The 25,957-nt window shown below is 44.6% G+C and carries 24 protein-coding genes, 1 other RNA gene and 3 pseudogenes; 7 read left to right on the top strand and 21 right to left on the bottom strand.

The window, feature by feature from the left end; genetic code table 11:
• Nucleotides 1-167 precede the first annotated feature (167 nt).
• Nucleotides 168-488, top strand: coding sequence for a DOPA 4,5-dioxygenase family protein (locus tag AACT18_RS14490; protein WP_017046265.1), 321 nt, complete (start codon nt 168-170; stop codon nt 486-488).
• Nucleotides 489-792: 304 nt separating this feature from the next.
• The gene (katG, locus tag AACT18_RS14485; protein ID WP_094125251.1) at nt 793-2,967 is read left to right on the top strand and encodes a catalase/peroxidase HPI; all 2,175 of its coding nucleotides are present in this window, start codon (nt 793-795) and stop codon (nt 2,965-2,967) included.
• Nucleotides 2,968-3,147: 180 nt separating this feature from the next.
• Here the strand turns inward: katG and AACT18_RS14480 are convergent, their stop codons facing one another.
• From AACT18_RS14480 to AACT18_RS14430, 11 genes are all read right to left on the bottom strand, one after another.
• Nucleotides 3,148-5,073 carry a BglG family transcription antiterminator gene (locus AACT18_RS14480; RefSeq protein ID WP_237666725.1) on the bottom strand — a complete coding sequence of 642 codons (1,926 nt, stop codon included), beginning with the start codon at nt 5,071-5,073 and terminating at the stop codon, nt 3,148-3,150.
• An 84-nt stretch (nt 5,074-5,157) separates the two neighbouring features.
• Nucleotides 5,158-5,904, bottom strand: a complete 747-nt coding sequence (gene dagF, locus AACT18_RS14475; RefSeq protein WP_094125249.1) for a 2-dehydro-3-deoxy-phosphogluconate aldolase — start codon at nt 5,902-5,904, stop codon at nt 5,158-5,160.
• Nucleotides 5,895-7,019 (bottom strand): DgaE family pyridoxal phosphate-dependent ammonia lyase, encoded by a 1,125-nt coding sequence (locus tag AACT18_RS14470; RefSeq protein WP_094125248.1) that lies wholly within the window; start codon nt 7,017-7,019, stop codon nt 5,895-5,897. The genes dagF and AACT18_RS14470 overlap by 10 nt, the downstream gene beginning before the upstream one ends.
• Complete coding sequence (locus AACT18_RS14465; protein WP_094125247.1) at nt 7,003-8,166, bottom strand: amidohydrolase/deacetylase family metallohydrolase; 1,164 nt, start codon at nt 8,164-8,166, stop codon at nt 7,003-7,005. The genes AACT18_RS14470 and AACT18_RS14465 overlap by 17 nt, the downstream gene beginning before the upstream one ends.
• A gap of 45 nt (nt 8,167-8,211) precedes the next feature.
• Nucleotides 8,212-8,859, bottom strand: coding sequence for a DUF4310 family protein (locus tag AACT18_RS14460; RefSeq protein WP_094125246.1), 648 nt, complete (start codon nt 8,857-8,859; stop codon nt 8,212-8,214).
• Between the two features lie 10 nt (nt 8,860-8,869).
• On the bottom strand, nt 8,870-9,646 hold the full coding sequence (locus AACT18_RS14455; protein WP_017045612.1) for a DUF4311 domain-containing protein: 777 nt from the start codon (nt 9,644-9,646) through the stop codon (nt 8,870-8,872).
• Nucleotides 9,647-9,670: 24 nt separating this feature from the next.
• Complete coding sequence (locus AACT18_RS14450; protein WP_017047947.1) at nt 9,671-9,964, bottom strand: DUF4312 family protein; 294 nt, start codon at nt 9,962-9,964, stop codon at nt 9,671-9,673.
• Nucleotides 9,961-10,329: an SFCGS family glycine-rich protein gene (locus AACT18_RS14445; protein ID WP_017045611.1), complete on the bottom strand. Its 369-nt coding sequence runs from the start codon at nt 10,327-10,329 to the stop codon at nt 9,961-9,963. Before AACT18_RS14445 ends, AACT18_RS14450 begins: the two co-directional genes overlap by 4 nt.
• The gene (locus tag AACT18_RS14440; RefSeq protein WP_228209387.1) at nt 10,320-10,682 is read right to left on the bottom strand and encodes a transcriptional regulator; all 363 of its coding nucleotides are present in this window, start codon (nt 10,680-10,682) and stop codon (nt 10,320-10,322) included. Before AACT18_RS14440 ends, AACT18_RS14445 begins: the two co-directional genes overlap by 10 nt.
• A 294-nt stretch (nt 10,683-10,976) precedes the next feature.
• Entirely contained in the window at nt 10,977-13,904 is a 2,928-nt protein-coding gene (locus AACT18_RS14435) for a DEAD/DEAH box helicase family protein (RefSeq protein ID WP_094125245.1), read from the bottom strand.
• A complete protein-coding gene (locus AACT18_RS14430) occupies nt 13,901-14,488 on the bottom strand; it encodes a class I SAM-dependent methyltransferase (RefSeq protein WP_094125244.1) in 588 nt (195 codons plus the stop codon). Before AACT18_RS14430 ends, AACT18_RS14435 begins: the two co-directional genes overlap by 4 nt.
• A gap of 250 nt (nt 14,489-14,738) precedes the next feature.
• Here AACT18_RS14430 and AACT18_RS14425 point away from each other — a divergent pair, with 250 nt between their 5' ends.
• From AACT18_RS14425 to AACT18_RS14415, 3 genes are all read left to right on the top strand, one after another.
• Entirely contained in the window at nt 14,739-15,134 is a 396-nt protein-coding gene (locus tag AACT18_RS14425; RefSeq protein WP_094124952.1) for an ACT domain-containing protein, read from the top strand.
• Between the two features lie 99 nt (nt 15,135-15,233).
• On the top strand, nt 15,234-15,386 hold the full coding sequence (locus AACT18_RS14420; protein WP_176428357.1) for a hypothetical protein: 153 nt from the start codon (nt 15,234-15,236) through the stop codon (nt 15,384-15,386).
• Between the two features lie 288 nt (nt 15,387-15,674).
• Entirely contained in the window at nt 15,675-16,232 is a 558-nt protein-coding gene (locus AACT18_RS14415; protein WP_094124951.1) for a hypothetical protein, read from the top strand.
• Nucleotides 16,233-16,266: 34 nt separating this feature from the next.
• On the opposite strand, the gene AACT18_RS14410 is transcribed toward AACT18_RS14415, so the two are convergent.
• The 8 genes and pseudogenes from AACT18_RS14410 to smpB form a co-directional block, all read right to left on the bottom strand.
• Complete coding sequence (locus AACT18_RS14410) at nt 16,267-16,611, bottom strand: helix-turn-helix domain-containing protein (RefSeq protein ID WP_010320369.1); 345 nt, start codon at nt 16,609-16,611, stop codon at nt 16,267-16,269.
• 159 nt (nt 16,612-16,770) lie between these two features.
• Complete coding sequence (locus AACT18_RS14405) at nt 16,771-17,940, bottom strand: D-alanyl-D-alanine carboxypeptidase family protein (RefSeq protein WP_094124950.1); 1,170 nt, start codon at nt 17,938-17,940, stop codon at nt 16,771-16,773.
• A 351-nt stretch (nt 17,941-18,291) separates the two neighbouring features.
• A pseudogene (locus AACT18_RS18155) lies at nt 18,292-18,588 on the bottom strand (helix-turn-helix transcriptional regulator); the annotation flags it as partial.
• A gap of 282 nt (nt 18,589-18,870) precedes the next feature.
• A complete protein-coding gene (locus tag AACT18_RS14395; RefSeq protein WP_094124857.1) occupies nt 18,871-20,202 on the bottom strand; it encodes an ATP-binding protein in 1,332 nt (443 codons plus the stop codon).
• Nucleotides 20,203-20,487: 285 nt separating this feature from the next.
• Nucleotides 20,488-20,820 (bottom strand): annotated as a pseudogene (locus AACT18_RS14390) (metallophosphoesterase); the annotation flags it as partial.
• Nucleotides 20,819-21,400 (bottom strand): annotated as a pseudogene (locus AACT18_RS18150) (phage integrase central domain-containing protein); the annotation flags it as partial. The pseudogenes AACT18_RS14390 and AACT18_RS18150, both read right to left, overlap by 2 nt.
• A gap of 214 nt (nt 21,401-21,614) precedes the next feature.
• Nucleotides 21,615-21,981: a transfer-messenger RNA gene (gene ssrA, locus AACT18_RS14375) on the bottom strand.
• Between the two features lie 67 nt (nt 21,982-22,048).
• A complete protein-coding gene (smpB, locus tag AACT18_RS14370) occupies nt 22,049-22,534 on the bottom strand; it encodes an SsrA-binding protein SmpB (protein ID WP_013857439.1) in 486 nt (161 codons plus the stop codon).
• Between the two features lie 116 nt (nt 22,535-22,650).
• On the opposite strand from smpB, the gene AACT18_RS14365 reads away from it, so the two are divergent.
• Together AACT18_RS14365 and AACT18_RS14360 are read left to right on the top strand one after the other, a co-directional pair.
• Nucleotides 22,651-23,082, top strand: a complete 432-nt coding sequence (locus AACT18_RS14365; RefSeq protein WP_013857438.1) for an SRPBCC family protein — start codon at nt 22,651-22,653, stop codon at nt 23,080-23,082.
• Nucleotides 23,082-23,384 carry an RnfH family protein gene (locus tag AACT18_RS14360; protein WP_010319507.1) on the top strand — a complete coding sequence of 101 codons (303 nt, stop codon included), beginning with the start codon at nt 23,082-23,084 and terminating at the stop codon, nt 23,382-23,384. Before AACT18_RS14365 ends, AACT18_RS14360 begins: the two co-directional genes overlap by 1 nt.
• A 111-nt stretch (nt 23,385-23,495) precedes the next feature.
• On the opposite strand, the gene bamE is transcribed toward AACT18_RS14360, so the two are convergent.
• Nucleotides 23,496-23,855, bottom strand: coding sequence for an outer membrane protein assembly factor BamE (gene bamE / locus AACT18_RS14355; protein WP_026027472.1), 360 nt, complete (start codon nt 23,853-23,855; stop codon nt 23,496-23,498).
• A 144-nt stretch (nt 23,856-23,999) separates the two neighbouring features.
• The gene (recN, locus tag AACT18_RS14350) at nt 24,000-25,664 is read right to left on the bottom strand and encodes a DNA repair protein RecN (RefSeq protein ID WP_094124844.1); all 1,665 of its coding nucleotides are present in this window, start codon (nt 25,662-25,664) and stop codon (nt 24,000-24,002) included.
• Between the last annotated feature and the right edge of the window lie 293 nt (nt 25,665-25,957).

The raw sequence follows: 25,957 nt of genomic DNA, 5'->3' as shown, positions 1-25,957 counted from the left end.
TGGTTTGAATCAACGTCATCGTGTGATAATGCCCATTTCTTGGCTCTTAAAATAGAATACGTTGTGGTTAGTACCTTCAAATTAGCTGAAAATCATCAGCAAATTTGTTGTGGTTTCTATGCTCTTTTGGCGTAGTACACTGCTTAAAAATCAAGAGGAGTTATTTTATGTTTCATGCCCATGTTTATTTTGATCTCGCAGAGCAAGCGAAAGCACAACGCGTACAACAAAAAATTGCCCAACAACGACATGATGTACAAGCCATGTTTGGCTTAGTACCAAGGCTTGTTGGCCCGCACTTAAAGCCGATGTTTGAAGTACACCTTGCTGACAATAGCCACGGATTTATTGAGTGGCTAGATGAACATCGGGAAGGTCTTAGCGTGTTGATCCATCCGGTTTCTGGAGACGATAGGTATGACCATTCTGAGGGACAAGTTCTATGGTTAGGAGAGACTTTAGGGGTGAACTTAGCCGTATTGCGTTAGAGGATGCCTATCAAATTAATAGCCACAGTGAATTAGTGTTTAATGCTCATCTTGTCTAGTCTGTACAGAACGCAGCAGAAACAATAATCGTGGCAAGGTTTTGAAGAAAAAGGTTTTTCGAACAAGTCGTGACCGCAGGCTCATCACCTCTCGTTGTTATTGTATATACATGATGTTGTTCTAAGTTTTGTTGCATTTGAATTTAATACAGTGAATGTTCAGCCAATATCGACCGTGCTGAGTGTTTTTAGAATAAATCAAGCACACTTAAATAGCCGCAGTAATGCGAAGCAAGGAGAACGCAATGGAGAATAAAGGTATGAATTCGGGCGGTAAATGCCCTGTCATGCACGGCGGAGTAACTTCTGCTGAACTATCCAATATGGATTGGTGGCCAAAAGCACTGAATCTTGACATTCTTCACCAGCACGACGTGAAAACCAACCCAATGGGTGCGGATTTTAATTACCGCGATGCGCTAAAAACATTGGATGTTGATGCCTTGAAAAAAGATCTCAAAGCACTAATGACCGATAGCCAAGAGTGGTGGCCTGCCGACTGGGGGCATTACGGCGGTTTGATGATCCGCATGGCATGGCACTCCGCTGGGACTTACCGAATTGCAGATGGTCGCGGTGGTGCGGGCTCTGGCAACCAGCGTTTTGCTCCGCTTAACTCGTGGCCTGATAATGCCAACTTAGATAAAGCTCGTCGCTTATTGTGGACAATCAAACAAAAATACGGCAACAAAATCAGTTGGGCAGATCTGATGATCTTGGCGGGTAATATGGCTTATGAATCCATGGGGCTTAAAACCTTTGGTTTCGCTTTTGGTCGTGAAGATATTTGGCACCCAGAAAAAGACACTTATTGGGGCTCAGAAAAAGAGTGGCTAGCGCCAAGTGGCGGAGAAAATAGCCGCTATTCCGGTGTGCGTGATTTAGAAAATCCGCTTGCTGCCGTGATGATGGGCCTGATTTATGTAAACCCTGAAGGCGTTGACGGTAATCCAGACCCGCTTAAAACCGCACATGACATGCGCGTTACTTTTGAGCGGATGGCAATGAATGATGAAGAAACCGTGGCGCTGACAGCGGGCGGGCATACGGTGGGTAAAGCGCATGGTAATGGTAGCGCTGCGAACTTAGGGCCAGATCCTGAAGGGGCGGACTTGCACGAACAAGGCTTGGGTTGGAATAACCATACCAGCCGCGGCATTGGCCGTAATACCGTCACCAGTGGTATTGAAGGTGCATGGACTACACACCCAACCCAGTGGGATAACGGTTTCTTCCACCTGCTATTTACTTACGAATGGCAACTAACGAAGAGCCCAGCCGGTGCGTGGCAGTGGGAGCCAATCAACATCAAAGAGGAAGATAAACCGGTTGATGTGGAAGACCCAAGCATTCGCTATAACCCGATGATGACCGATGCCGATATGGCGCTGAAGATGGATCCTGAATATCGCAAGATCTCAGAGCGTTTCTACAAAGACCCAGCGTATTTCTCTGAAGTGTTTGCGCGTGCTTGGTTTAAGCTTACTCACCGTGATATGGGGCCTAAAGCGCGTTACTTTGGCCCTGATGTTCCGGCAGAAGATCTCATTTGGCAAGATCCCATCCCCGTAGGTCGCAAAGATTATGATGTGGATGCGGTGAAAGCGAAAATTGTGGCCAGCGGCTTAAGCATAAGTGAGATGGTCAGCACCGCATGGGATAGTGCACGTACTTTCCGTGGTTCCGATAAACGTGGTGGCGCTAACGGTGCACGCATTCGCTTAGCTCCTCAAAAAGATTGGCAAGGTAATGAGCCAGAAAGACTCAGCAAAGTGTTGGCTGTTCTGGAGAAAATTGCCGCTGATGCGGGTATTAGCATCGCCGATACCATTGTTTTGGCGGGTAACGTCGGTGTTGAACAAGCGGCCAAAGCGGCAGGCGTTAATATTACTGTGCCTTTTATTGCAGGACGTGGTGATGCAACGCTTGAACAAACCGATGTGGAATCGTTTGATGTGCTTGAGCCACTGGCGGATGGTTTCCGTAACTGGCAAAAGCAACATTACGTGGTTAACCCAGAAGAGATGCTGCTAGATAAAGCGCAACTATTGCGCCTGACCGCCCCAGAAATGACCGTATTGATTGGTGGATTGCGAGTGCTCGGTACAAACTATGGCGGTAGTCAGCATGGTGTATTGACTGATCGTGTTGGGGCGTTGACTAACGATTTCTTCGTTAACCTCACCGACATGAATTACACTTGGAAGCCAACGGGCCGTAATTCTTACGATATGGTTGAGCGTAAGAGCGGTAAAACAAAATGGACAGCGACTCGTGTTGATCTGGTGTTTGGTTCAAACTCCATTTTGCGCTCATACGCTGAAATTTACGCGCAGGACGATAACAAAGAGAAGTTCGTCAAAGACTTTGTCGCTGCTTGGACCAAAATCATGAACGCCGATCGCTTCGACGTGTTGTAAACCCTCTTCACTCAGTAATCTTGATATTAAGGCCCTCTTAGCGAGGGCCTTGTTGTGCCTTGGTTTTCTCTCTAAACGGCTTGTTTATAAAAGACTGGTCCCTAAAAAACGAGTGTTTCTAAAAACAGACGGTATCTAAAAAATAGAGGGCATCTAGGAAGCATCACACAGCGATATATTTTATTGTAATTCCAAGTGCGCCAGTGTTTTGAAGTGCTTGAAGGTTTCGCATTGTGACAGACTTTTGCCTAATTTTTTATTAATCAGCACTTGGAAAAGATCATACAGCCCCATCGCCTCTTCATAGTCACATTTACTTAAGGCGAGGAAAAAGATCAGATAGGCTTTTTCACCATTGCCCCACTCAATTCCACGCGGTGCAGCGACGGTGTAAACCATCGAACGTTTAGCAAAGAGTTCAATCGAGTGAGGTAGAGCAATGTATTCGCCCATCATGGTTGAAACCAAACTCTCTCGCTCTTGCAGTGAAGCTCGGTATCCTTCCTCTACCAACTCCGTTGATTCAAGATGCGAGCAAACCTGCTCAAAGAGGTGTGATTGCTCAATGACGTCATCGAGGTAGAGAAATTGAGCCTTGGAAAAATACTTATCCAAAAGATAAGAGTGCGTGCGATCAACCAACACTTGTTTGCCCAGTTCTTCCAATTGATGTTGGGTAGGGAAGGGGTCAACCACAAAGCTCTGAATCTCTCTATTGGCTAAGGGCATGGTGGTAATAATGAGGTCCGCTTGCGTGGCATCAGCGGTGATCAACTGTTCAGGGGAATAAACCGTTTTCATATCCAATTGCGGATACTGGCGGCGGATGATCGCTTCTAGCCCAAGTGTCGCGGCATTACCGGCGTCGCAATACAGGAGCGCTTTGGGTGTACGATGACCTAAATGGTAATTACGCTCAAGCCCCACACCAATGTGAATCACAAGATAGCCTATTTCGTGCTGTGTCATGCAGTAACCCGTCTCTCTGATCCAGTCTGCGATGGCCGATAAGGTAATACTGTAAGCGAGTGGGTAGTGCTGTTTGATATGTTCGGCCAATGGGTTAATTGTGGCGACATGATGTTTGACACGAATGATCATATGGCAGACGTGGTTGTGAAGATCGCGGCGTAATAGCGCATCGTCACGCACATCGTAAGGGTAATTTTGATAGATATAATCAAAGATGTGAGTGACTAGAGCATCGGCTTCATGCTGTACACCTTGGCTAAGGAGGGCTTGATTCGTCGCAATTCTCGCTTGAATGTGAATCGCCAAGGCGGCAATTTCATGGTTATTGGCGGGTAACAGCATCGGTAGCGCAGAAAATAACGCTTTGGCAATTGGTAGCGTCGTTTCATGAACATCGTTTTTAGAAAATTCGGTAAGCTCTTTGCCACACGCGAGCCTGTGCAGTGTGACGGCGGCATAAAGGGTTAACCAACGCAGCCCAATATCATTGATATAGAGTGTATGGTTGGTCAACACTTCACGAAAGCGCGCTGCAAAAATTTGCTGAGATTTTTCAGGGAAAATCGTACTAATAAAGCCCAGAGCTTGTTTTGTCTCTTTTTGTTCGATGTAGATCAGTTGGGTTAAACGGGAGCGAATCGCCATTTCTGGGCCTTGGATCAGCATGCCAAAACGAGGTTTACTTTCAATCGATAAACCAAACGTGGCCAGTTGGCTGCGTACATCAACCATATCATTTTGAATAACGGTGCGGCTTAGATTCCATGTCTCGGCCAATTCGTCAATTTTTACGCCTTGTTCTGCCGTTAATAGCAGTACTTGAATCTGGATGATGCGCTCTTTACTGGTCCTTGGAATCGTTTCTGCATTTTGCACCCTCGACAAAAAATGCTCGAAAGTTGATGGGTTGTAAATATTGAGTTGGTAACCGGAACCGCGCTGGTGGAGAAGATGTGCGCCATGATTGACCATCACATTATTGAGCAGCGCGACATCGGTGCGTATGGTGCGTGTCGAAACATTAAGCCGTTGCGCAAGTTCGTCCTGAGTCAAAGGCGAGGCGGATACAGCATCCAACAAATGAATTAGGCGAGGGTGCGGTAGCTTGTACATCATCGATTCCCATTCCAGCATGAACAGCGCTATCTAAAAGGTAAAATGCACTAAAGGCAATAGCCAACGCTTTGTTATGCCGGAGCACATGCTCCGGCGTCGGTGTTATGAATGTGCCAGTTGTTTTTTAGTAATGGTCAGCAGGGTTTTCACATCCTCGGGGCGAGTCTGTCCGGTTTTCTCATCGATGATTGAGCTATAAATGTGTGGAATGACTTTTTCGACTCCAGCATCGAGAGCGATGCGTAAAATCTCTTCAAAGTTGTTTAGATCAATACCACCCGTTGGCTCTAACCAAAAGTGGTGACGAGCACAGGCGTTGGCAACTTCTTGGTACTCAGCTTTGCATTTTAGCCCCTGCATTGGGAAGAATTTGACTGAGCTGCAGCCCATATCTTGCAACATGGCAATCGCTGTATCTACGGGAACTATTAGTTCTTCCATACCTGAACTTTTTGGGCCAGTTGAGATTTTAACCAAGCCAACAGTGCCTGATGGTGAAATCAAACCATTCACGATGGTGTGATGTTGACCTAGCGCTTGACGCGTAGCCCCCACACCAGTAAAGACTTGATTAACATGCTGAGGCTGCAGTATTCCGGCTAAAGCCGTCACCATATCCGATTGTTTCGGATCCCCTGCACCAAGGCCAATCGATAAAGCATTCTCGATTTTTTCGGCGCACGCTTTCATATCAGCCGCAGCGCTTGCGGTATCTGGGTAATCTTTCGAGAGCATACCGACCAACACATGGCCTTCTGCGGCTTGGTAGACTTCAATCGCATTATGATGAGAGCCCGCCAGCACATTGAGACATACACGGTCAGCGTAAAAATTAGGGCTTAAAGACATTCTAATGACTCCTGATTGAGTTGGTTCATGGCGCTAAGAATAAGTTCAAGTTGATGAGATGAAACACTGCGGACATCAAATTCCACCGAACCCTCATTGGATTTGTAAGCGCGGCAGTAAATCGCTGGGTTACCATTTTGGAGGCGTGTGACGGCTTCATTAGCGCTGATACCAAATTGTTTGGCATCAAAACTCACTTCTGCACGTGCGATATCTCGGCCTGCACTGTCCCAAACCACGCGTGCGCTTATCCCTTCAATACGGTTTAACGCCTCGATAAATGGCGTCATTTTATCCACCATTTGTTGGCCAGTTTCTTGTTGGCGGCTTAAGTACAACTCAATGGCATGCGTTAGGCCTAAAATGCCTTCTTTACCGACTTTCATGGCACGGCCAATACCTGCAGATTGCTGCTTAACCCATTCCACATATTGATGTTTCCCAATCACTAAACCGCTGGTTGGGCCTTCAATCGCTTTCGCACCACTGTAGATAACCAGATCAGCCCCTTGCTGATAATAGAGTTGTAGATCCTCTTCTGCTGCTGCATCAACAATCAGCGGAAGCTGGTGGTCTTGAGCCACTTTGGCCGCTTGTGGCACGGTTAACATGCTTTTTTGCACACAATGGTGCGATTTAATGTAGAGAATGGCGGCGGTATTGGGGGTGATTGCCGCGGCTAATTGTTCTGCGCTGCATTCATTAGCCCAACCGGCCTCAATCAGGTTACCGCCGCCAAGATTTACCATGCTGCCAACCGGGGCACCATAATTGACGTTATGCCCTTTGGGGATCACAATATCCGTTGCGATCGGGTGCGTTTTTGCATGCAGATGCTCAAGCAGATAAGGGTTACCACGCACAATGACTGCCGCGACACTCTGTGCAATTCCCGCTGAAGCGCATGAGACGACGACTGCATTTTCAACTTGCAGCAAACGAGCAATATATTGGCCAGTTTTGTTCACCAAATCGCTCATTTCAAAGTAGTTGTTCATCCCAAAACAGACAGTCTGTTCCACTTCGGGTTGCGGAGTAGAAACACCAAGAGCTGTCATACGGCCAGATGCGTTGATCACTTGTTTCAAGTGATATTTTTCAAGAATGGAAGACATAATGCTGTTGTCCTTGTTCAGTCAATACAAGCTTGCCGTCAATAATGGCAGCAAGAGGCGTAAATCTCTGTTGTCCAGTTCGATGCTGGTGATGAGTATCGGTGTAGTTAACCGACGCTTTATTGATGGTGTAGAGCGTTAAATCGGCATCATAGCCTGCAATTAAGTGCCCCTTTTTCGCTAGGCGAAGTGCTTGCGCTGCTTGACTCGTCACGCGCTCAATGATCTGCTCATGGGATAATCCGAGTGTAAAAAACATCGACATCAGGTGTGCAAGACCGTAAACCGGGCCATTGAGCCGGTTCTTACAGTAAATGTCAGAACTGATCGTATCGGGCAAAATCCCTTGTGCGATGGCCTGCTCAGCCACCTCAAAACTGAAACTGGCACTGCCGTGGCCGATATCAAGTTTCAGGCCTCGAGCTCTGGCCTGCTGAACGCTGCTTTTTATTTCCCCATGACAATCAAGAATGCGGTTAGGCTTGCCATTAAAGCAGTGAGTGAGAATATCGCCTTTGCCCAGCAGAGCGACAATCTCATCCAAATCTGGCGGCGCATTACCGACGTGCACCATCAATGGAACGCAGCCGCATTGCTGTTGTAATGCTTTGGCTGCATGAAGTGGCATTAAGCCATTGTGGCCGACAACACTACCGCTCATGCGTGCTTTTAAGCCGACAATAAATTCGGGATGACGAAGCAGTGCTTGCTTTGCGCTATCCAGATCAATGTCGTTAGCATCGGCCAGTTCATTTTGGCGCAACAAGCCAATTTTCGAGATGTTAAGTAGTGCGTGCACATGGGTTGTGCATTGCGCTGCAAGCTGCGCAAAATCATCCACATCGTTTGCGCCTGTGCTGCCCGCATCAATGACAGTCGTCACGCCACCGGACACCCCAACGTTATCGGGGTGGTCGTTATAAATAGGCGAGTTCGGATAGCAGTGAGTGTGGCCGTCAATCCAACCGGCACTGACAAAAACGTCATGATCTAAATCGACGGTCTGTTTTGCCAATGAACCAGCAAGATCGCCCACCGCCGCTATTTTGTTGCCCTGAAGGGCGATATCGATACTACACCCACCCGCTTGTTGGGCATTTTTGATCAGGATGTCATACATAATTTGCATCTCACGCTCTTCGCTCATCGGCGCGAAGAGCGATTCTCAGTAGAATTTAAACCCCAGCTTGTTTTACAGTGCGATAGGAAAAAGAGCTCCTAACGCCATCGCTCCGAGAATGGCACCACCCGTAATCGGTTTACCCCACACATAGAAAATCAATGCGCCACCTAGAGAGCCGATCCCAATTGGGATAGAAGCGGCCATCGCAGATAAAATGATCAATGGTCCAAGAAAACGGCCGGAGCTATTGCCTGCTCCCATCATCACATCAGCCCCGTAGGTTGAATCGCTTTGGTTGATGGTAAATTTACGTGCCAGCACAATTAAGCCACCAATCGCCAAACCAGCGAGCATGCCTGTGAGTAACGAAGCGGTGAAATTTTCAAGAGGATAAACAATGCCAGCACCCAGTAGTAAAGCTGGAATCCCTAAACCCACACCAGTTTGCACTGCGCCACCGATATCCAAAATGCCCACGAGCGAACCTTCAATGATGCGAGCAAACAGAAAGCTTGCACCAAAAGCGGCCACCGCACCGTACGCGCCTGTATCCATCCCTGCTCGCAGCATGGAAACAAACGCCACTTCGTTAAAAGCACCGACACCGTATAAGTAGTACATGTGCGTTCCGGCAAAAACCCCGGCTGAAAGCAAGCCGACGAAAATCGGGAAAGACCAGTCGGCATACCAAAAGTTGTGTTTCATTTTTTCGTCCATGGTCAACTCCTTATTTGCCACTGATCATGAGATGGATGTTTTCAAGCCACAAAGGAACTTGCATATGGAAAGCTTCGATAAATTTCATGTCGAACCCGCGGAAGAAAGCACTTAACGCAAACAGTGCAATAATCGCCGCCATCATGATCTGGGTTACTTTGTTCCAACCACTCTCTTCAACACCTTTACCAATCAAAATACCCAGCACCAAACCAGGAACGGCGTTGCCCATGATCATTTGCGCTAAACCACCAAAGATAGTGGCCCAAAAGCCCGATTTCTTACCCGCTTCAATTGCCGCTAGCCAGAAAATAACCGGCATGACGGTATTCACCAGTAAGTTTGCCGCTGGTACTAATACCTTTACCGCCGTGACTTGCAGCGCCGCAGGAACGGCCGCCGCCGTTGAGTTAAGAAACGCAACCACAATCGCACCGATAATGGCGCAAGCAATGCCCATTCGTTTTGGATCATGCAAGGTAGTGGCAAGGTCGCGGTTTTTTATCATCAGCGCCGCCGCGCCCCAGTTCGGGATGATGCGGTGGTCAACATCTTGAGTGAATGCCCCTGCCGCAACCGTTGAGGCCCAAGCATTAAAGAAGAATCCAAGCCCAAAAGAGAAGTGAGAGGCAGGGTCGCCTTCACACGAGTTCAACTCTCCCAGAGTACGAAATGCACCCATACCTTGGATAGTTGGAGCATGGAACATCCTTGCCGCGCCTACTCCAACGCCGATACCGACTAAGCCACCAATGATGATGGACTTAAAGAGAATGATAAGAAACATGTCAGGGATCCTTATAGTGACCTGTTAACGTTTGAAATCGACCTGTTCCACATCGATGTGGGTCAGGCTGACCGTAACCTCTAGCTTGACGCTGTATTGGCGTCGATCTCTTGCAAGAAAGAAGAAAAGGAATTTCTCTCGCGTTACTTTCTCTTCTGCTTGCAAAACGTTGACGTCTAACGGCTCAATCCGGAGGAGGACTTTTGCGTTATTCTTAAGTAACGTGGGTTGTACTTGGCTTAAAGCCGCGGCAAAAGCCTGCTGCTTTGTTTCGCCCTTGCCACTCACAGTTACCTTAGTGGTTAACTGCTCTTTCATGCTTTGATGCCATGCTTAGCCACAAACGCCTTCACCAGTTTTTCGCCCAGCTCTTCTTTATCCATAAAGCCGAAACCCAAAACCACACAGCCTTCATTGATCGCGGTTATCCCTTCCTCAACAGAGCGCATTCCATAACGGCATTGATAGCCATATTTTGTTTGCGCTGTGATAGCACCAGCGCCGCCGCTGCCGCAAAAAGAGATCCCTAAATCGGCTTGCTGCTGATGCATGACATCACCTAGCTTCATGTCTGCGGCCATGCCGGGAATAACGGTCACTTCAGCGCCTGCCGCTTGAGCACCTGCTCCTACTTTCTGACCTTTGCCCATGCGATCACCAATAACGACTTTGATTACTGACATGTTGTTTCTCCTGCTGTTGGGTTTAATTCGTTTTCTTTAGCTACTTCAAAATGGACCGAAAGCAGATGCGCTTCTTCATAAGCGAGGTTCTCCATCCAACGACACACTTGCTCGGCCAAGGTGAAACAAATGGGAGAGATTTCATCAAACATCTCCATATCGAGCTCAGGCAACGATTCGCCACTAAACGAGCGCCAAACCATCGCTTTGATGTGTGTTTCGAGCATTTTTTTCTGTAGCGAATCGGGGTAGATAGCGTGTGAATTAAGCAAGGCAATGGCTCGTTCGGTGAGCGACAAACCAAGCTCTATAATCTGTGCATCATCCATGCTAATGGGTTGAGAGTTTTGCACCGTGGGATTCTCCAAATGTTTAGCTTGGAGAAGAAAATAGCGTAAAAGGGATCAAGGGTGGATAAGCCCTATTTCCACTTCCAAATGGAAATAAACCGTGGCTAGTAACATTCGCGCGGTTTTATGTGATGTGTGAAGAAGATTTATGGGAGTAAATGCGCTGAAAAGGTGATTTGAATCGCTATTTTAAGCGCAAATTTATCGTCTCTTTATTTGCTGCCTGTCACAAAATAACTGGTGGTTATTTTGGTTTTATGTTTATTTTCCCAATCGAGCGTCAGGAAGCACGCAATATTAACGGAGGATAGCTTTGAGCCGAGCAAAAGTACGCATGCTGTCGGTTGCGAGCATAGGAGCGTAGTCAGCGTTTTGTGCCTCAAGCTGATAATGGTTTGGTCCTATTTTGCGTACTACGCGTAGCAAGTAGTGGTTATCACCCGTTTCATCTTGAGTTTCAATCGCCATGACCAGATTAGAAATTGAACCTGCGCTCTTTGGTGTGACCCATTCAAGTAGTAGTAAATCACCATCTTGAATCGGGTTTTTACCTCCATTCATTGAATTACCTGAAGCGGGGGCAATGAAATGTCTTGTTGGGTCAAGCTTACCGTAACCATCGGCGACTAAATATTGATCTTGAGTATCATGAGTACCTTGCTTGAAATGACCGCAAGCAATTTTTAGATCGGGGTAGAGGGGCAAATAGGTACCTTTTTCGCTTGCTTGGCTTGGTAACGGAAGGATCTTGGCCGAAGTTTGGATTGGCTTCGAGTTTGAATGTGCTTCTTGCTTACTGACTCGCTGTATGTATTCGGCAAAACGCAAATCGACAAGTTCTTGAATAAGATCATGAAGCTGTGGCAAATCGGCATTGTCTACAGCAAAAGTGGGTAAAAAGCGATGATTATCCACCTTAAACCATGCATGGCCAGAAGAGTCTGGGCTTGTAAATGCTTTGACTGGGTTTCGATTCCAGTAATTTAGCCATTCGGATCCTGTTGCGCTAAATTGCTTGGCTTGTTCGGTGAGATCTCGTCGCATTAAATCAGGTCTACGTGATAGCACTTTATGACTTTGAATCGCTAGCTCATTCAATGTTGGGGGCTTTCGCAAACCATCAAGCTCTAATAGTACTTCAAGTAAAACGGCTTTAAAGCATTTGCTCATCGCTGTGATTTCGACTGCTTTGAGCAAAAACTCGTCATATTTCGTCAGTCGTTGAGTCAGTGCTAAGTCACTTTCTTGGTCTGCCACGAACCTAAACCAACTTTTCATCGAGCGGCGTACTTTACTGAGATCATGGCCATGGTGGAAAAATTCGGCGGCACTTGGTCGGTGTGCGAGCTGATGCTTGAGATCTTGGTAATCTTCAGCCGCAGTTGAACGTATCTGTTTTGCTAAGGTTTGCCAAAATTGCAGCAGTTGTGGATCAAAGTTGACATAGCAACCAGCCGCTAACGAAGTGGTTTGGTTGGTCGTTTTGACTATTTCTTTCAGTGAACCCACATTGAGTAGGGTTGCGGGCCGATTTAAAAATGAAGAGTGATTACCGATAAAATCTAACACCATTAATTGCTGTTTACCTGTACTCGGAGATTGGCGCAAACCGCGGCCTAATTGCTGTAAAAAGAGTATTTTTGATTCGGTGGGACGAATCATCAAAATGGTATCAATCGCGGGTAGATCGGTTCCTTCATTGAACAGGTCGACAGAAAAAAGAATGTCGATACTTCCTTCATTCAACTGTTTTAAGGCGTCGTTTCGACGTATTTGAGAGTCACTATAGACAGCGATAGCGCGAACGCCTTGTTTGGAAAAGTATTTCGCCATGTAATCGGCATGACGTTTAGAAATACAGAAAGCTAATGTGCGCTGTTGTTTTCTGTCAAACCAATGTTGATAAATATGTTCGGCACGCTGCTTGGTTGCAAATGCACTGTCCAAAGCTGTGGGGTCAAATTTGCCATTGCGCCAAGGGATTTCTTGATAATCGACGAATTGATCGTAAATACCGTAGTAATGAAATGGCACTAAAATTTTCTCATCAATGCCATGCACCAAGTTACGCTCAAACACTAAATTGTTGTCGCAAAGCGATAATATATCGGCTTGATCAGAGCGCTCGGGTGTTGCGGTTAAGCCTAAAAGAAACGCTGGTTGGAAATAAGCGAGTAAATCTCGGTAACTACGCGCACTCGCGTGATGAAATTCATCGACAACAATATAGTCAAAATCATCGGCTTTGAAGCGCGCTAACTGCGCTTTTTTACCTAAGGTGGCGACTGAAGCAAAAAGATAATCAGCTTCCTCTGTTTTTTCAGCTCCGTTGTATAAGCCAGTTTTAGCGTTAGGTATTAATTTACTAAATGTGCTTTCAGCTTGAGTCAGAATCTCTTCTCGATGGGCAACAAACAAGACGCGTTTTGCTTGCATCTGTTGGGCATCAAAAGCGGCTAACCATGTTTTTCCCATTCCAGTCGCTAAGACAACCAAGCCACGTACATAGCCTTGCTCACGGCTCTGGTTTAGCGCTGATAAAGCCAACACTTGCATTGAGTTTGGGGTAGGTATCTCCGGTGCTTCATCGGCTCCATCCAACAGTGTTAATGAACGTTGCGTTGACAGTTTTTTGTAGCGCAGTAAGTAGTCGTCTATCCAGTGATGGGAGAGAGTCATACTCTGTTCATGAGAAAAAATAGCTGAAAACTGCTCACGAATATATTCAAATTCTTGCGCTGCGGGTGAAGTGGCTGGTTGCTCAAAATCGTGGCGTAAAGCCCACTCATAGCTTTGTAGTAATGCTGTTTTACTGATGTTATTTGAACCGACCCAAGCACACCCTTCATTGATGATCCCTTGTTCTGTTTTAACAAAAATGTAGGATTTCATATGAAAGCTATGTTGACTTTCACAAGTAAAAATACGGCATTGCGCTCCACGTTCCGCCAATATCATAAGGCGTCGTAATGCGACTGGGTGGGTTATTGCTAGATAGTCCGAAGTCAGTAATTTGAGTGAGGCTCCACTTTTTAGAGCGTCAAGAATAGGGTCAAATAGTAAATCCAATCCGGAAGGTTGAACGAAAGAAACCGAGATCTCTATTTCACTAGCGTGGTTAATGGCTTGGATTAACTTAGGAAGTAGCGGGTCTTGTTTCCCTCCCGCACTTAATTTTGGACCGCTATATAAAGTGGCTAGACCCTTGTTTCTATGAGCGCTCATCGCTCTTCACTTTTTATTAAAATAGCATTCAACCACTGTTCGTTTTGGCGATCCGTTCTTAAATCATTGGTTATCCAGATTTTTGCCACATTCAATGGGGCATGAGCGATCCACTGTGCTAAACGTTGTTCATCACCGTTGGTAAATCGACGGCCATCACGTTCCACTTCCCCTGTTCCATATTTAAAAGAACAATATAAAGGGGCTAATGGTTTTAGCTGAGAAGCTAAATGAGTAAAGGTATCTGGAAGATCCAATTCACCAACATGCAGTAACGATGCGCAAGCCCAAATACCATTAAAAGATTGATCACTTTGAAAATCAGCAAAGGTTGAAACGGTGACCGGAATTTGAAGCAGTTGAGATGCTAAGCTTGCTAATTCTTCACTAGCGTCAAATGCCACCACTTTATAACCCTGCTCAATGAAACTTTTTGCATCTCTGCCAGAACCACAACCAGCATCAAGGATGATGCCCCCTTTTGGAATATGGGGCGTAAAGTGTTCCATCAGCGAATGGGTATCTACTTCTTTGGTTGATGCAAAAAACAGTTGGGCATTTTGGTTGTAGAACTCGATAGACATAATCGCTCCTCAAAGTGAACGCTATTCTAACTATCTAATACCAAAGGCTCAATTGATTGCAGTACAAGTGTGATCAACTGAGTTGTTTTAAGTTTTTCGTGCGCAGACAGTTAGCCTAAAGTCGCCATAGAACTCAAGTGATGTTCTATTCAATAAGAATGACTAATTAACCATTAATATTATTAATTTCACTTATTCCACAGAGGGCTTTACTCTGCACTTCGGCTTCAATTTGAATGAGAAAGAAAATATGACAGCGATTACTGATTTAGAGGTTTTACTGCAATCCATGTCACCCGAGTTGGTGGGCGGAAGTTATGTGTTTTGTACTGTGCAAGGGGCATTAGCCGATTATTTGCATTTAGAACCCGTGGCGACATTTCAAGAGCGTGAAGGGCTGACCTTGGTCGTTGAGCAGCAAAAAGCCGTTGCGGCGCAGCTCGATTTTGAATCGGTATTCAGCTTAATTACGCTGACGGTTCATTCAAGTTTAGAGGCGGTGGGTTTAACGGCCGCTTTTGCAACTAAGCTAGCTTCGTATGGCATCAGCGCTAATGTGATTGCGGGCTATTATCATGACCATATTTTTGTGCAAAAAGAGAAGGCAGAAAAGGCGATGGCAGCACTCAAAGAGTTCGCACAATAACGATTTCCTTGCTACCTGCAACTCCAAGTTGTTTGGTTATAAATATTCAAAATAGCATAGTTTGATGCAACCAATCGGTTAAGTGTAGAGGATAAGTGTATGAGTAATATGGTAATGAAAGTGAAGACGGCATCTGGTCGGCAAGTGACCTATCACCGGAATTTAACGGCGCTGCGCCAGTCGTTTGACCAAGCTGGGATTCGCTACCAGTTGATCGAGACGAAAGTTGCTGAGGTTCGTTCTCCTCGCTGAATGAGTTAGCGTACGTCAGTTAATTTTCATTCAGGGATGATTGAGTGTGTCAAAAGGGGAGTGGTGATGCGTTTGTTGAGTTTGCAGTTTTGTTTCCAAAATTGAGAAACATATTTTCGAGAATAAGCGTGTATTGATAAGAGTCTTTTCTAGGATTTATACCGAATGCCGTGATATTATCCTGCGCCCAACGGCTGGGTGGTGGGTTTATAAACCACTACAGGCCTTATTAGTAGCAGATAGTTTCATTGTTGTGGATGATGATTCTATGTAAAAAGAGATCGTATTTTGCTTGATATATTACGCGAAGTATTAGGATGGACATCTGTCGCATTCTATATATCACTCACTATTTTTAATTCGATGAAGTTTACACGCTATGCTGCTTTTGCTTCGGCTGCGAATGACATTGCTTGGTCAATTTTGATGGGTTGGTGGCCTAAAGTCATTCTTAACCTGTCGGTTGGTGCCATTAACGCCTATCGATATGTGAAAGATTTTACTAACACCAGCAAAATGGTGATCAATTCTGCTGCGGCTTTGATGGCGAGCGGTATTCTTTATATTGCTTATGTGGCCGTAAGCAGCTTTATCAATAACCCCACACTTGCCGAAGCCTTGCAGTTTGGCGATCTCGCGTTAATTTTGTTGGCGCTGTATATGACTGACCTGAAAAGGTTCCGTTTGCTCATGTTCTTATCGGGGTTTGTTGGTATGGCCGCCTATTTCGGTAACCCACAAATGATGATCATCAAAGCGTTGGTTATTTGTATTATGGCTTACAAGCTTTTCCGCGCCGATAAACTCACGGCAGTCGCTGCCCATCAGCAACAAACAAAACTATAACAGCGGGTGTGTAACAAGCTGCTTTGGCCAGTAATTAGGCATAATGAATGTATTCAATGATCACTTGATTACCTTCTATCGATACATGCTGGATATCACCATCAACGCTTATCCGGTTTTTTAAACAGATCGCTTTTACCTCGCTGGTGGCGGTCTGTTTAAAACTCGGCAATATCCTGTGCGGCTCAATATGCAGATGACGACAAAATTGGCTAATAAACGGCATTGATAAAGGGCTATCTCCGCGTAAAAGATGGGAAAATTCAAGTTGAGTGAGGTTAAGCCGCTTGGCCATTTCCATTTGAGTTAAATGCATTTTGGCCTTTTGTGACATCCAGGCATTGTATAAGGCTTGGCGATCTTCCTCGCTAAACTCCATCGTTTATTCTCTTTCTATTATCAGCTCTAGTAGTGGTGTAGAGTGACAAAAACAAGCCGCTATGATGTCAGTAGCAGGTTAGAGGCTATTCAAATTTTCCAAGTTAAACGAGTAAGTGACACCAGAGAAAGACTCGCTGGTGCCTTACATGGTGAGTATTTAAAACCAACTTACCCATAAACGTTTAAGGCTATCGATCATACGTTTAAACCAACTGCCTTTATCAACGCTCTCTAATGCAACCAAAGGAACTTCACCCACAGTGCGATCACCCACTTGATAAATCACTTTACCTACTACATCATTTTTTTCGATTGGTGCTTGTAAATTTTCATCAAGTGAAATCAATCCTTTAAGTGATGATATTTCACCTTTGGTGAGCGTCAAATAGTGAGTTTCAGCAACGCCAACGGCCAACTGATCACTTTTTCCCATCCAAATGCGCGCCTGTTCTAGAGGCATGCCAGCTTGGTGTGGTGCAACGGTTTCAAAAAACCGAAAGCCGTAGCTCAGCAGCTGTTTACTATCCGCTTCACGACTTTTCGCACTGTTTGAACCCATCACGACAGAGATTAATCGCATATCACCCTGAGTTGCTGATGTAGTCAGGCTAAAGCCCGCACCGCTGGTATAGCCAGTTTTCATACCATCAACATTAAGACTGCGGTCGCGCAATAGCCCATTACGGTTGTATTGCGTTATCCCATTGTAGGTAAACGCGGTTTCACTGTAGAGCGGGTATATTTCCGGTAGGTCACGAATTATCGCTTGCGCAAGCTTCGCAATGTCATAAGGCGTGCTGTGTAAGCCTGAACTGTCTAGCCCATGAGGGTTGGTAAACGCTGTATTTTTTAAGCCAAGAGTTGAAGCCCAAGAATTCATGAGATTGACAAAGGCATTCTCTGAGCCAGCAACATGCTCCGCAATCGCTACACTTGCATCGTTTCCAGACTGAACAATTAGGCCTCGGTATAGATCCATCATGTTCACTTTAGTGCCGACTTCGATAAACATTTTTGAAGAGTCAGGAAAGTTTTTAGCCCAAGCACGTTGGCTAATCACCGCTTGGTCGCTGGCCTTGATATTGCCAAGTTTCATCTCTTGCCCCGCCACATAAGCGGTCATCAATTTCGTAAGGCTCGCCGGGTTTAGCTTGGTGTGCGCGTTATGTTCCACTAAAACAGTGCCTGTATGGAAATCGATCAAAACATAACCTTTCGCAGAAAGCTGAGGAGGGTTGGGAACCACAACAGGTGTTGCCTGGCTTATCAGGGGCATAAAAGATAAGCAAGCTGCAGAAATAAAGACTATAGACTTGATATTTTTCATAATTTACATCCCAAAATCAAAGAAGAAAACAACATAACGGTGGCTAGGTTACCTTGTTTCGCGCTCTGGACTCGTAAAGTAGTGTAAATGAACGTAACAAGCTTATGAAGCGGTTGAGAATGGCGAGCTGGCACAAGTTGAAATGGTTTCTCACTTTTCATAAATTCAGTAACTTATATTGATGTTACCAATTTGGTGTTGCATCAAATGTTACATCAATTTCCTGCTTCAAAAGGAACTGAACCCGCGTCCATGTATTCCAAAATCATTTAAAAATTCTAGCTTGTTATAGCAATTTAATCTAAAGCAATAGCGCTGATACTGAGTATTTTACCCAGCCTCACTATCTATTTACCCATCCTCACTATCTATTAGTAGTAGCGATTTTAACACATCGGGAGAAGACGGTAGCATTCCGACTTTTAAGCCAAATGGTTTGAATACCTTGTTGAGAATCTCTGTATTGTAGCTGCCCCGATCATTCTCTATATCTGAGAGTGTTTTTCTTGAGACATCTACAAGTCTTGCGAACACATCCTGTTTGAGTCCCAGTATATTAATGCGTAAACTTTTTAACGCTTGGCCTTGTGTTAGCTCTCCAAGCAATAAGTGTTTGATGATTTTGTTTGCCTCTGTTTTGCGTTCTGATGGACGAGTGGAGGGGGAGATTTTTGAGACTCTCTGACTTATTGAAGCTTTGGGCGATGTATTAACGACATGGCTCTCTGATATCTCGTGAGGTGTATCTCGATTGGCCCTTAAACGAGCTATGACCTCTTCTACAGACTCTCTTTTTTCTGGAGCACTTTTATTCATAGTAGCCTCGCTTTATCAGATCCTCTAAAGCTTATGAATTAGTTATTAATGTTATGAGTAAAAAATTACTCATAACATTGATTCTTAGATGTTAATGAGTATTTTCTTACTCACTTAGCTTTTATCTAGATCTCTGAGGTGATCAAGTAAATATTCTGTGTAGTAAAGCGGCATCACGATGTGCTCTCTCTCTGTTGCTGGAGAGCCTTGAGTACCTGTAAGTTTGATTGTCTTGTGGGGCTTACACTTCTCGATGTAGGATTGCAATGATTTCGCACGGGTTCGCTTACCGCTTTTTACTTCAACAGGTATGATTCGACCTAGGTCATCAGCGATAATGAACTCTATCTCTGCTCTTGCGTCTCCCCAAGAGAAGCTTGGTTCAATACCTAGCGCAGCGATTTCCTGTTGAACATAGTTTTCGGCGACATATCCTTTGTATTCATAGCCTTGCTGTTTGATTTCACGGTAACCAGTGCCGAGCATATGGTTCAATAGCCCGACATCAAAGAGAAACAGTTTAACCGTATTTTCCTTCTGATAAGCAGCTAAAGGAGAACGAGGCTGTCCTTCAATAGGATGATTTTTTAAAGCAAGCCGACACTTGTGAAGCCATGTGATCGCACTTTCATATTCAGCATAGCGAGACTTGCGTTCGTGAACTCCCTTGAATTTAAACCGTTTAACGGAGTCGTCGAATACCGAAGATAGTTGAGCGGGAATGCTTCGAAATACAGATTCGATTAGCTGTGCGTCCACTTTTCCTGAGTACTTTCCGAAATCACGCATGTAGCCCTCAATTAAGTTCCTATGAATTTCAGATACGGCTTCAATGCGTTCAATAATACTGAGTTCTGAGTTTTCGAACCATGAGTTTACGGCTTCAGGCATACCGCCAACAAAATAATAGTCGGTCAGTAGTTCGATTAATTTTGTATGAGCTGCTGGAGAATTCAGCTTTTGGTCAAACGCTTTTTGCAGTGCTTTTTCTCCAGATGCCCACAAGAATTCCCTGAAAGTCAGTGGCCTTAAATTGTGTTGCTCAACTTTTCCAACGGGAAAGGACGTGAGCAATCCGATATTTGAACCACTAGCAGCAACATAAGCTTTGGGAGCCTTTTCTGCAAAGTACTTAAGAGAGGTGACCGCTCTTGGACATTCACCAATTTCATCTAAAATAAGAAGATCTGTCGATGGTTCGAAGATTTCTCCTGTTAATAGTTCAATGTTGGTGATGATGTCATCAGGGTTTAGAGAGCCTGAAAAAGCTTCAATTAACTCAGGGCTTTCTAGGAAATCGATTCTTATGACATTTTCGAATGTACTTCCTAATAGTTCCTGTAATAAGAATGTTTTACCAGTTTGTCTAGCACCGTCAATCAGTAAAGGCTTCCTTGTCGGCTTGTCTTTCCAGGTGAGTAGGTTTTCAAGTAGTGTTCGTTTCATCTAGCCACCTCAGTTAAAGTGCTTATCTGGTTGAGTGTGTATTACACAAAAATGCGCAATTAAATGCAAGGTATAACATTTTTTTGCGCTTAAAAAAGAGATTTTTAACACTTTTATGCGCGTAAAAGTGTTTTGAGTGATTTCTATGCGAATGATAGTGTTGGGGCTGTGAGGGAGGTGATGGATCTATGCATCATTTCTGTTTGGTTGCTTCACAAGGGCAATGATCACAGTGAGAAGGCCCTAGCGGACTTTCAGAGGCCGAAGTCTATTGTTAGCTAGCTCTTATAGGTAATAAGCTTTATTAGCAAGTAATCCATTGGTTAAGCGGACAGAACCCTTGGCATTACAAATAAATGTGGTCCTACCGTCCGCAATGACTTTCTCTACAGCATCATGTTGATGTCCTGCCACCCAATACCTAGCTCTTGAGATCAACTCATTACTCAACCCCGCATTATAGTACGGAGCATAATCGTTGTTGGCATTTTGCTCGAAAGCAAAAGCTTCTTTAGATGGAAGGCGGTGATATATTGCTATATCAACTTTCTCTGGAAAGTTGCTAATGAATGCTTTGTGCTGTTCTTCAATCATTTGATGGCTGATGTACTTTGTATCTAAATATTTGTTTTATCCCGACCAATGGGTTGGACTGAATCTTTCCGCAATTCGCCGCGTAGTTCATCACTTCATTTATTCGCTGACATACTCGCTTAACTGTCTCTAATGCGCCCTTTGCTTCTACAGGTCGTAAGACTTGAATCACAATTGGGGCAGTTAGCTCACTTATCGGCATGTTACCGAGGTTGGGAAAGATATGTAGCTCGAGAGATCGCCAGATATCGTTGGCATAGTCTTCGGAAACGTCATGCTTTTTTACTTCAAACCATTCTTATGCAACTGACTTAGTTGTTGATGACTGAGCTATCTATGCGGTAATTAGTTGGTTATCTCTGTGAGTTTTAGGATCAATGCTTTCAGCGACATGTTGGCGCATTTCTCTTGTTTTCTCTCTCGCAGATGCGAGAGTAATGTCAGGAAAAGCACCAAGGCTGATGTTCTTGCGTTTTTTAGTTACTGGATGGATGTAGTTGAAAATCCAAAGTTTTGCGCCATTAGGTTTTATACATAAGTACAGACCGTTGCCATCGGCAAGCGAATATTCTTTTTCTAAGGGCTTAGCTTTGGTTACTTGAGTTTTCTATAAGATTTTGATTTTATTGGGTATTTTAATGGTTCCTTTCTAATGTAACACACAATATGTGTTGTTATTGGTTAGTGTTACGAGGAATGTTACTAAATGACTGAGATTAAGTGAATCTTGATGAGACGCCCTGAACCACTTAAAGCTAGATAGGACAAGGGTTTAGAAAAGAAAACGGGACGTCCTGAGACGTCCCGTTACTAGTGATTGGTGGAGCTGGCGGGATTTGAACCCGCGTCCGAAAATCATTCATCATTGGTACTACATGCTTATTCGATCTTTAATTTCACCATCAAACTGCGAACCGACACGCTATCTAATGGCTATCCTGAATTAGTTTTAATGCTTTGTCTCTCAGGCGGGAGACGCGGCACGAGCTTGTTTGGTTTTGACTCTCTGTTATTCCCCGTCTTACGAGCGGAAGCTAGGGCAGAAAGGCTCTTGGCAGGTTATTAAGCTGCTAGTGCGTAGTTTTCGTCGTTTGCGACTATTTTTTTGCGGCTTTTAACGTGGCAAACCGCCCCACGGCATGCACCTCAGACTGCAAAATTCCCGTCGAATCCAGAATCAGCCCCAAGTGTGTTGACGCATACTACCAGAAAACCTTTGTCTGTCTAGCTTTCTGCGTCTAAGTGGTCAAGATTAACGCAATGAGCTCTTCATTACGCGTGCTTTCTCTCTTGCCCAATCTTTTTCTTTTAAATCATCACGTTTGTCATGCAGTTTTTTACCTTTCGCTACACCAATTTTGATTTTCACCCAAGAGCGAGACCAATACAGTGATAGTGCGATAAGTGTCATGCCTTCACGGTTGATGCGTCCATAAAGGTTGTCCAGTTCACGGCGGCTGATTAACAGCTTGCGCACGCGAGTTGGGTTGGCAACCACGTGAGTGGATGCTTGCTGCAGTGGCGTTATTGTCATTCCGGAAACAAAGGCTTCTCCATCTCGCATGAAAACGTAGCTTTCTGCGATATTCGCTTTGCCTTGACGAAGAGATTTGACTTCCCAGCCTTGGAGCTCCATGCCAGCTTCTACTTCATCTTCGATAAAGTATTCGTGGCGAGCTTTTTTATTTACAGCAATGGTATTGCTACCTGCTTTTGAGTTTGATTTTTTCTTTACCATAGTGGCGGCATTATACGGTTTGGTTTGAGCTTAGGAAATCCTTTTATTTGCGTAGGATAAGAATAAAAGTAAAATTGTTACACACCAGACTCTTTCGGTGGTGATGAGGAGAGAATATGAAGCAAGTCAGTCGTTCTGCTTTAGTGTCTTTTAGTGCAGAACAAATGTTTAATCTCGTGAATGACGTTGCTCGTTATCCTGAATTTTTGCCAGGTTGTTCTGGTTCTCGCGTTATTGAATCTTCCGATTTGTCGATGGTGGCTTCGGTGGATGTTTCAAAGGCAGGGATAAGTAAGACGTTCACAACGTCGAATGTGTTGGTGGCCAGTGAAGCTATTTTGATGAATTTGGTCGATGGTCCTTTTAAGGCTTTAAAAGGCGGTTGGTATTTTACTGCACTTGATGAACAGGCCTGCAAGGTTGAACTTAAACTGGAGTTTGAATTTTCGAGCAAAATGGTGGAATTGGCTTTTGGCAAGATATTCAATGAATTGACTAGTAATATGGTTAACGCATTTACCAAACGAGCGAAACAGGTGTATCAGTAATGAGTATTGAATCTGAGATGATCCATGTTGAGGTTGTCTATGCATTGCCTCATGAGCAAAGAGTACTTAATTTGGTGGTAGACAAAAACTCAACCGTCGAAACGATAATTCAACAGTCCGGTGTGCTTGAACTCTACCCAGAGATTGATTTATCAAAAAATAAGGTCGGAATTTTTAGTCGTAACGTTAAGCTAGATTCGACGGTCAGAGACCGTGATCGCATTGAAATTTATCGTCCGTTATTGGCCGACCCTAAAGAGATCCGTCGCAAGAGAGCCGAGCAGGCAAAAGCACAACAGTAAACGTTGCTGCGGTATTGGATGCAAGATAAAGGGCTCGTTATGAGCCCTGTCCGTTAGTGTCACTCATTGTGAGGTGCACTTTGGGTATCATTTGTTTGAACGTGTTTTCGTTCAGTTTACGCCTTCAAAAAACCGTTCGCTAGGAGGGTAGTCGCCACTGATTTCCATCAAAGCACCTGCGGTATTAAATGTCGCAATCAGGTTTTTCTGTATCGATTCTTTGTGGCCTTCCGTGTGGTGATAAATGTAATACCAAGTATCGGGATAACCGTTTTCAATAAGCATCGGCGACCCCATGACAAACCTAACCTGTTCTTTGCTCATACCGAACTTGAGTTGATCGACGGCTTGCTGTTCAACGTAGTTGCCTTGGTTAATATCAATACGATAAACGAGTTTTTCTAATAAAGAGCATCCAGTCAGCATTGTCATTGCTAAAGGGACTGCGATTAACCACTTTTTTAACTGCATATTCAAAATTCTTTGCCAATAGGTCGTAAAACTGGACTGATAATAAACAAGCTCGCAGCAGAAGTAAAAAATAGACTGAGCTACGAGCTAGTTGAGACTGCAAATTTTGAGTTTGGTTGCAAACCTAAAAAGAAAAATGTCAGCTTAGGCGGCGATCAGCAGTTCTTTCGCATTAGCAAGGGTAGATTCGGTGATTTGGCTACCCCCTAAAAGGCGAGCAAGTTCAGCGACGCGTTGTTCATTGTCTAACCGTTTCATTTGTGTTTCTGTCTTTCCTGCTTTGGCTTGCTTGCTGACAAACAGTTGTTGGTGCCCGCAACCTGCCACTTGTGGTAAGTGAGTCACACACAGTACTTGAGTTGATTCGCCTAATGTCCTTAACATTTTTCCGACCACCGCAGCAGTTGGCCCACTGATACCGACATCGACCTCATCAAAAATAAGGCTAGGAGTGTCTACTTTTTGAGCGGTGATCACTTGGATTGCTAGAGATATCCGTGACAGTTCTCCGCCTGACGCGACTTTAGCGATAGGCTGCAGCGGTTGACCTGGGTTGGTCGAGACTAAGAAGGTTACGGTGTCAAAACCCAGTGGTGATGGATGCGTTGTTTCATGATTAACTTCGATGCAGAACTTGGCTTTTTCCATGCTCAGTTCGTGCATGCTATTGGTGATTAATTTATCCAGCTCTTTCGCGTAACGGCTACGAGACTTATGCAGTTTGTCGGCACAGGTTGCAAACTGCTGATACTGTTTGGAAACGTTACTTTCCAGTTCTTGTAATTTATCTTCAGAGCAGTCAAGTTGCGCTATTTGTTTGAGCAGATCTTGGTGGTGGTGGTAAAGCGTTTCAGGAGCGATGTAGTGCTTGCGCGATATGGACATCACTTTAGAGTAACGTTCTTCTACATAAGCCATACGTTCAGGATCGACATCGATACTGTCCAGATAGTTTCGCAATTCACTGTTGGCTTCTTCGAGTTGGATGATGGCTTCAGCCACCATGTTGGGTAAGGTGGCAAGTTTTTCATCTAACTCGGCCAGTTCAAGCAAGGCGTGGTTGGCTGACTGCAGCAAACTTAGCGCATTGACTTCTTGCCCCTCATAAATAAGTTCAATGGCTTGCTGGCAAGTGGTAGCAAGCTCGCCACTGTTGGCTAAACGTCTGTGCTCTTGTTCGAGTTCGGTGAACTCTTCTTCACCAATCGCCAATTCATTGAGTTCTTTGATTTGATATTCCAGCAGTTGAACTTGAGCTTGGTTTTGTTGACTATTTTCTTTGAGTTGATTGAGCTGGTTATCTGCTTGACGCCACATTTGGTAGGCTAAGCGTGTCTCTTTGACAAGATTCACGTGACCTGCGTATTGGTCCAGCATGCTCATTTGATACTCACTTTTCATCAGTTGATGATGGGCGTGTTGACCGTGGATGTTGATCAGTAATTGACCTAGAGCTTTGAGTTGTGAAAGAGGCACAGGGCTGCCATTGATGAAGGCACGAGAGCGGCCATCTTTGGTGATGATTCGGCGTAAAATACACTCTTTTTGGTCGAGCAAGTCATTGTCTTCCAACCAGCGCGTGGCGTTGAGGTTATTGTCCAAAATAAAGGCGGCGCTGACTTCGGTTTTTTCTTCACCCTGCCTGACCATTCCTGCTTCCGCACGGCCACCAAGACATAAACTGAGCGCGTCAATTGCAATGGATTTACCCGCACCGGTTTCGCCAGTAATGGTAGTCATTCCTTTGGAAAGCTCTAACTGCAATGATTTAACAATAGCAAAATTATTCACACTTAAATGAGCCAGCATTTCTGTACCTATATAATCAAATAACACTGTATAAGTGAACAGTATAAACTGTTTTTTTATACAGTAAAGATGCCTGTCAGAAAACTATGAGTATTGTAAACTGCGCTGAGTTTAGTGCATGCGACAGGAAGTGATTTATGTTGCTTGATAGCTCTGGCTTTCTAGTGAATTTTACTTCATTCGATGGGGTTAATTAGTTTTGAATTGATTATTAAATGCTCATTAAATAGTTTGACGAGGTTCACAAAAAAGATAGAATACGCAACCTGTATACAATGTAACAAGGTGTAGTA

This window comes from Vibrio sp. V04_P4A5T148 (assembly GCF_963875605.1).
GTDB lineage: Bacteria > Pseudomonadota > Gammaproteobacteria > Enterobacterales > Vibrionaceae > Vibrio > Vibrio anguillarum.
This window is presented reverse-complemented; position numbering and strand designations above follow the sequence as displayed.

Bases quoted from the DNA above. Each gene is read 5' to 3' on its own strand.
- AACT18_RS14490 (WP_017046265.1), top strand. From the start codon at position 168: ATGTTTCATGCCCATGTTTATTTTGATCTCGCAGAGCAAGCGAAAGCA.
- katG (WP_094125251.1), top strand. From the start codon at position 793: ATGGAGAATAAAGGTATGAATTCGGGCGGTAAATGCCCTGTCATGCAC.
- AACT18_RS14480 (WP_237666725.1), bottom strand. From the start codon at position 5,073: ATGCTGGAATGGGAATCGATGATGTACAAGCTACCGCACCCTCGCCTA.
- dagF (WP_094125249.1), bottom strand. From the start codon at position 5,904: ATGTCTTTAAGCCCTAATTTTTACGCTGACCGTGTATGTCTCAATGTG.
- AACT18_RS14470 (WP_094125248.1), bottom strand. From the start codon at position 7,019: ATGTCTTCCATTCTTGAAAAATATCACTTGAAACAAGTGATCAACGCA.
- AACT18_RS14465 (WP_094125247.1), bottom strand. From the start codon at position 8,166: ATGAGCGAAGAGCGTGAGATGCAAATTATGTATGACATCCTGATCAAA.
- AACT18_RS14460 (WP_094125246.1), bottom strand. From the start codon at position 8,859: ATGGACGAAAAAATGAAACACAACTTTTGGTATGCCGACTGGTCTTTC.
- AACT18_RS14455 (WP_017045612.1), bottom strand. From the start codon at position 9,646: ATGTTTCTTATCATTCTCTTTAAGTCCATCATCATTGGTGGCTTAGTC.
- AACT18_RS14450 (WP_017047947.1), bottom strand. From the start codon at position 9,964: ATGAAAGAGCAGTTAACCACTAAGGTAACTGTGAGTGGCAAGGGCGAA.
- AACT18_RS14445 (WP_017045611.1), bottom strand. From the start codon at position 10,329: ATGTCAGTAATCAAAGTCGTTATTGGTGATCGCATGGGCAAAGGTCAG.
- AACT18_RS14435 (WP_094125245.1), bottom strand. From the start codon at position 13,904: ATGAGCGCTCATAGAAACAAGGGTCTAGCCACTTTATATAGCGGTCCA.
- AACT18_RS14430 (WP_094125244.1), bottom strand. From the start codon at position 14,488: ATGTCTATCGAGTTCTACAACCAAAATGCCCAACTGTTTTTTGCATCA.
- AACT18_RS14425 (WP_094124952.1), top strand. From the start codon at position 14,739: ATGACAGCGATTACTGATTTAGAGGTTTTACTGCAATCCATGTCACCC.
- AACT18_RS14420 (WP_176428357.1), top strand. From the start codon at position 15,234: ATGAGTAATATGGTAATGAAAGTGAAGACGGCATCTGGTCGGCAAGTG.
- AACT18_RS14410 (WP_010320369.1), bottom strand. From the start codon at position 16,611: ATGGAGTTTAGCGAGGAAGATCGCCAAGCCTTATACAATGCCTGGATG.
- AACT18_RS14405 (WP_094124950.1), bottom strand. From the start codon at position 17,940: ATGAAAAATATCAAGTCTATAGTCTTTATTTCTGCAGCTTGCTTATCT.
- AACT18_RS14395 (WP_094124857.1), bottom strand. From the start codon at position 20,202: ATGAAACGAACACTACTTGAAAACCTACTCACCTGGAAAGACAAGCCG.
- smpB (WP_013857439.1), bottom strand. From the start codon at position 22,534: ATGGTAAAGAAAAAATCAAACTCAAAAGCAGGTAGCAATACCATTGCT.
- AACT18_RS14365 (WP_013857438.1), top strand. From the start codon at position 22,651: ATGAAGCAAGTCAGTCGTTCTGCTTTAGTGTCTTTTAGTGCAGAACAA.
- AACT18_RS14360 (WP_010319507.1), top strand. From the start codon at position 23,082: ATGAGTATTGAATCTGAGATGATCCATGTTGAGGTTGTCTATGCATTG.
- bamE (WP_026027472.1), bottom strand. From the start codon at position 23,855: ATGCAGTTAAAAAAGTGGTTAATCGCAGTCCCTTTAGCAATGACAATG.
- recN (WP_094124844.1), bottom strand. From the start codon at position 25,664: ATGCTGGCTCATTTAAGTGTGAATAATTTTGCTATTGTTAAATCATTG.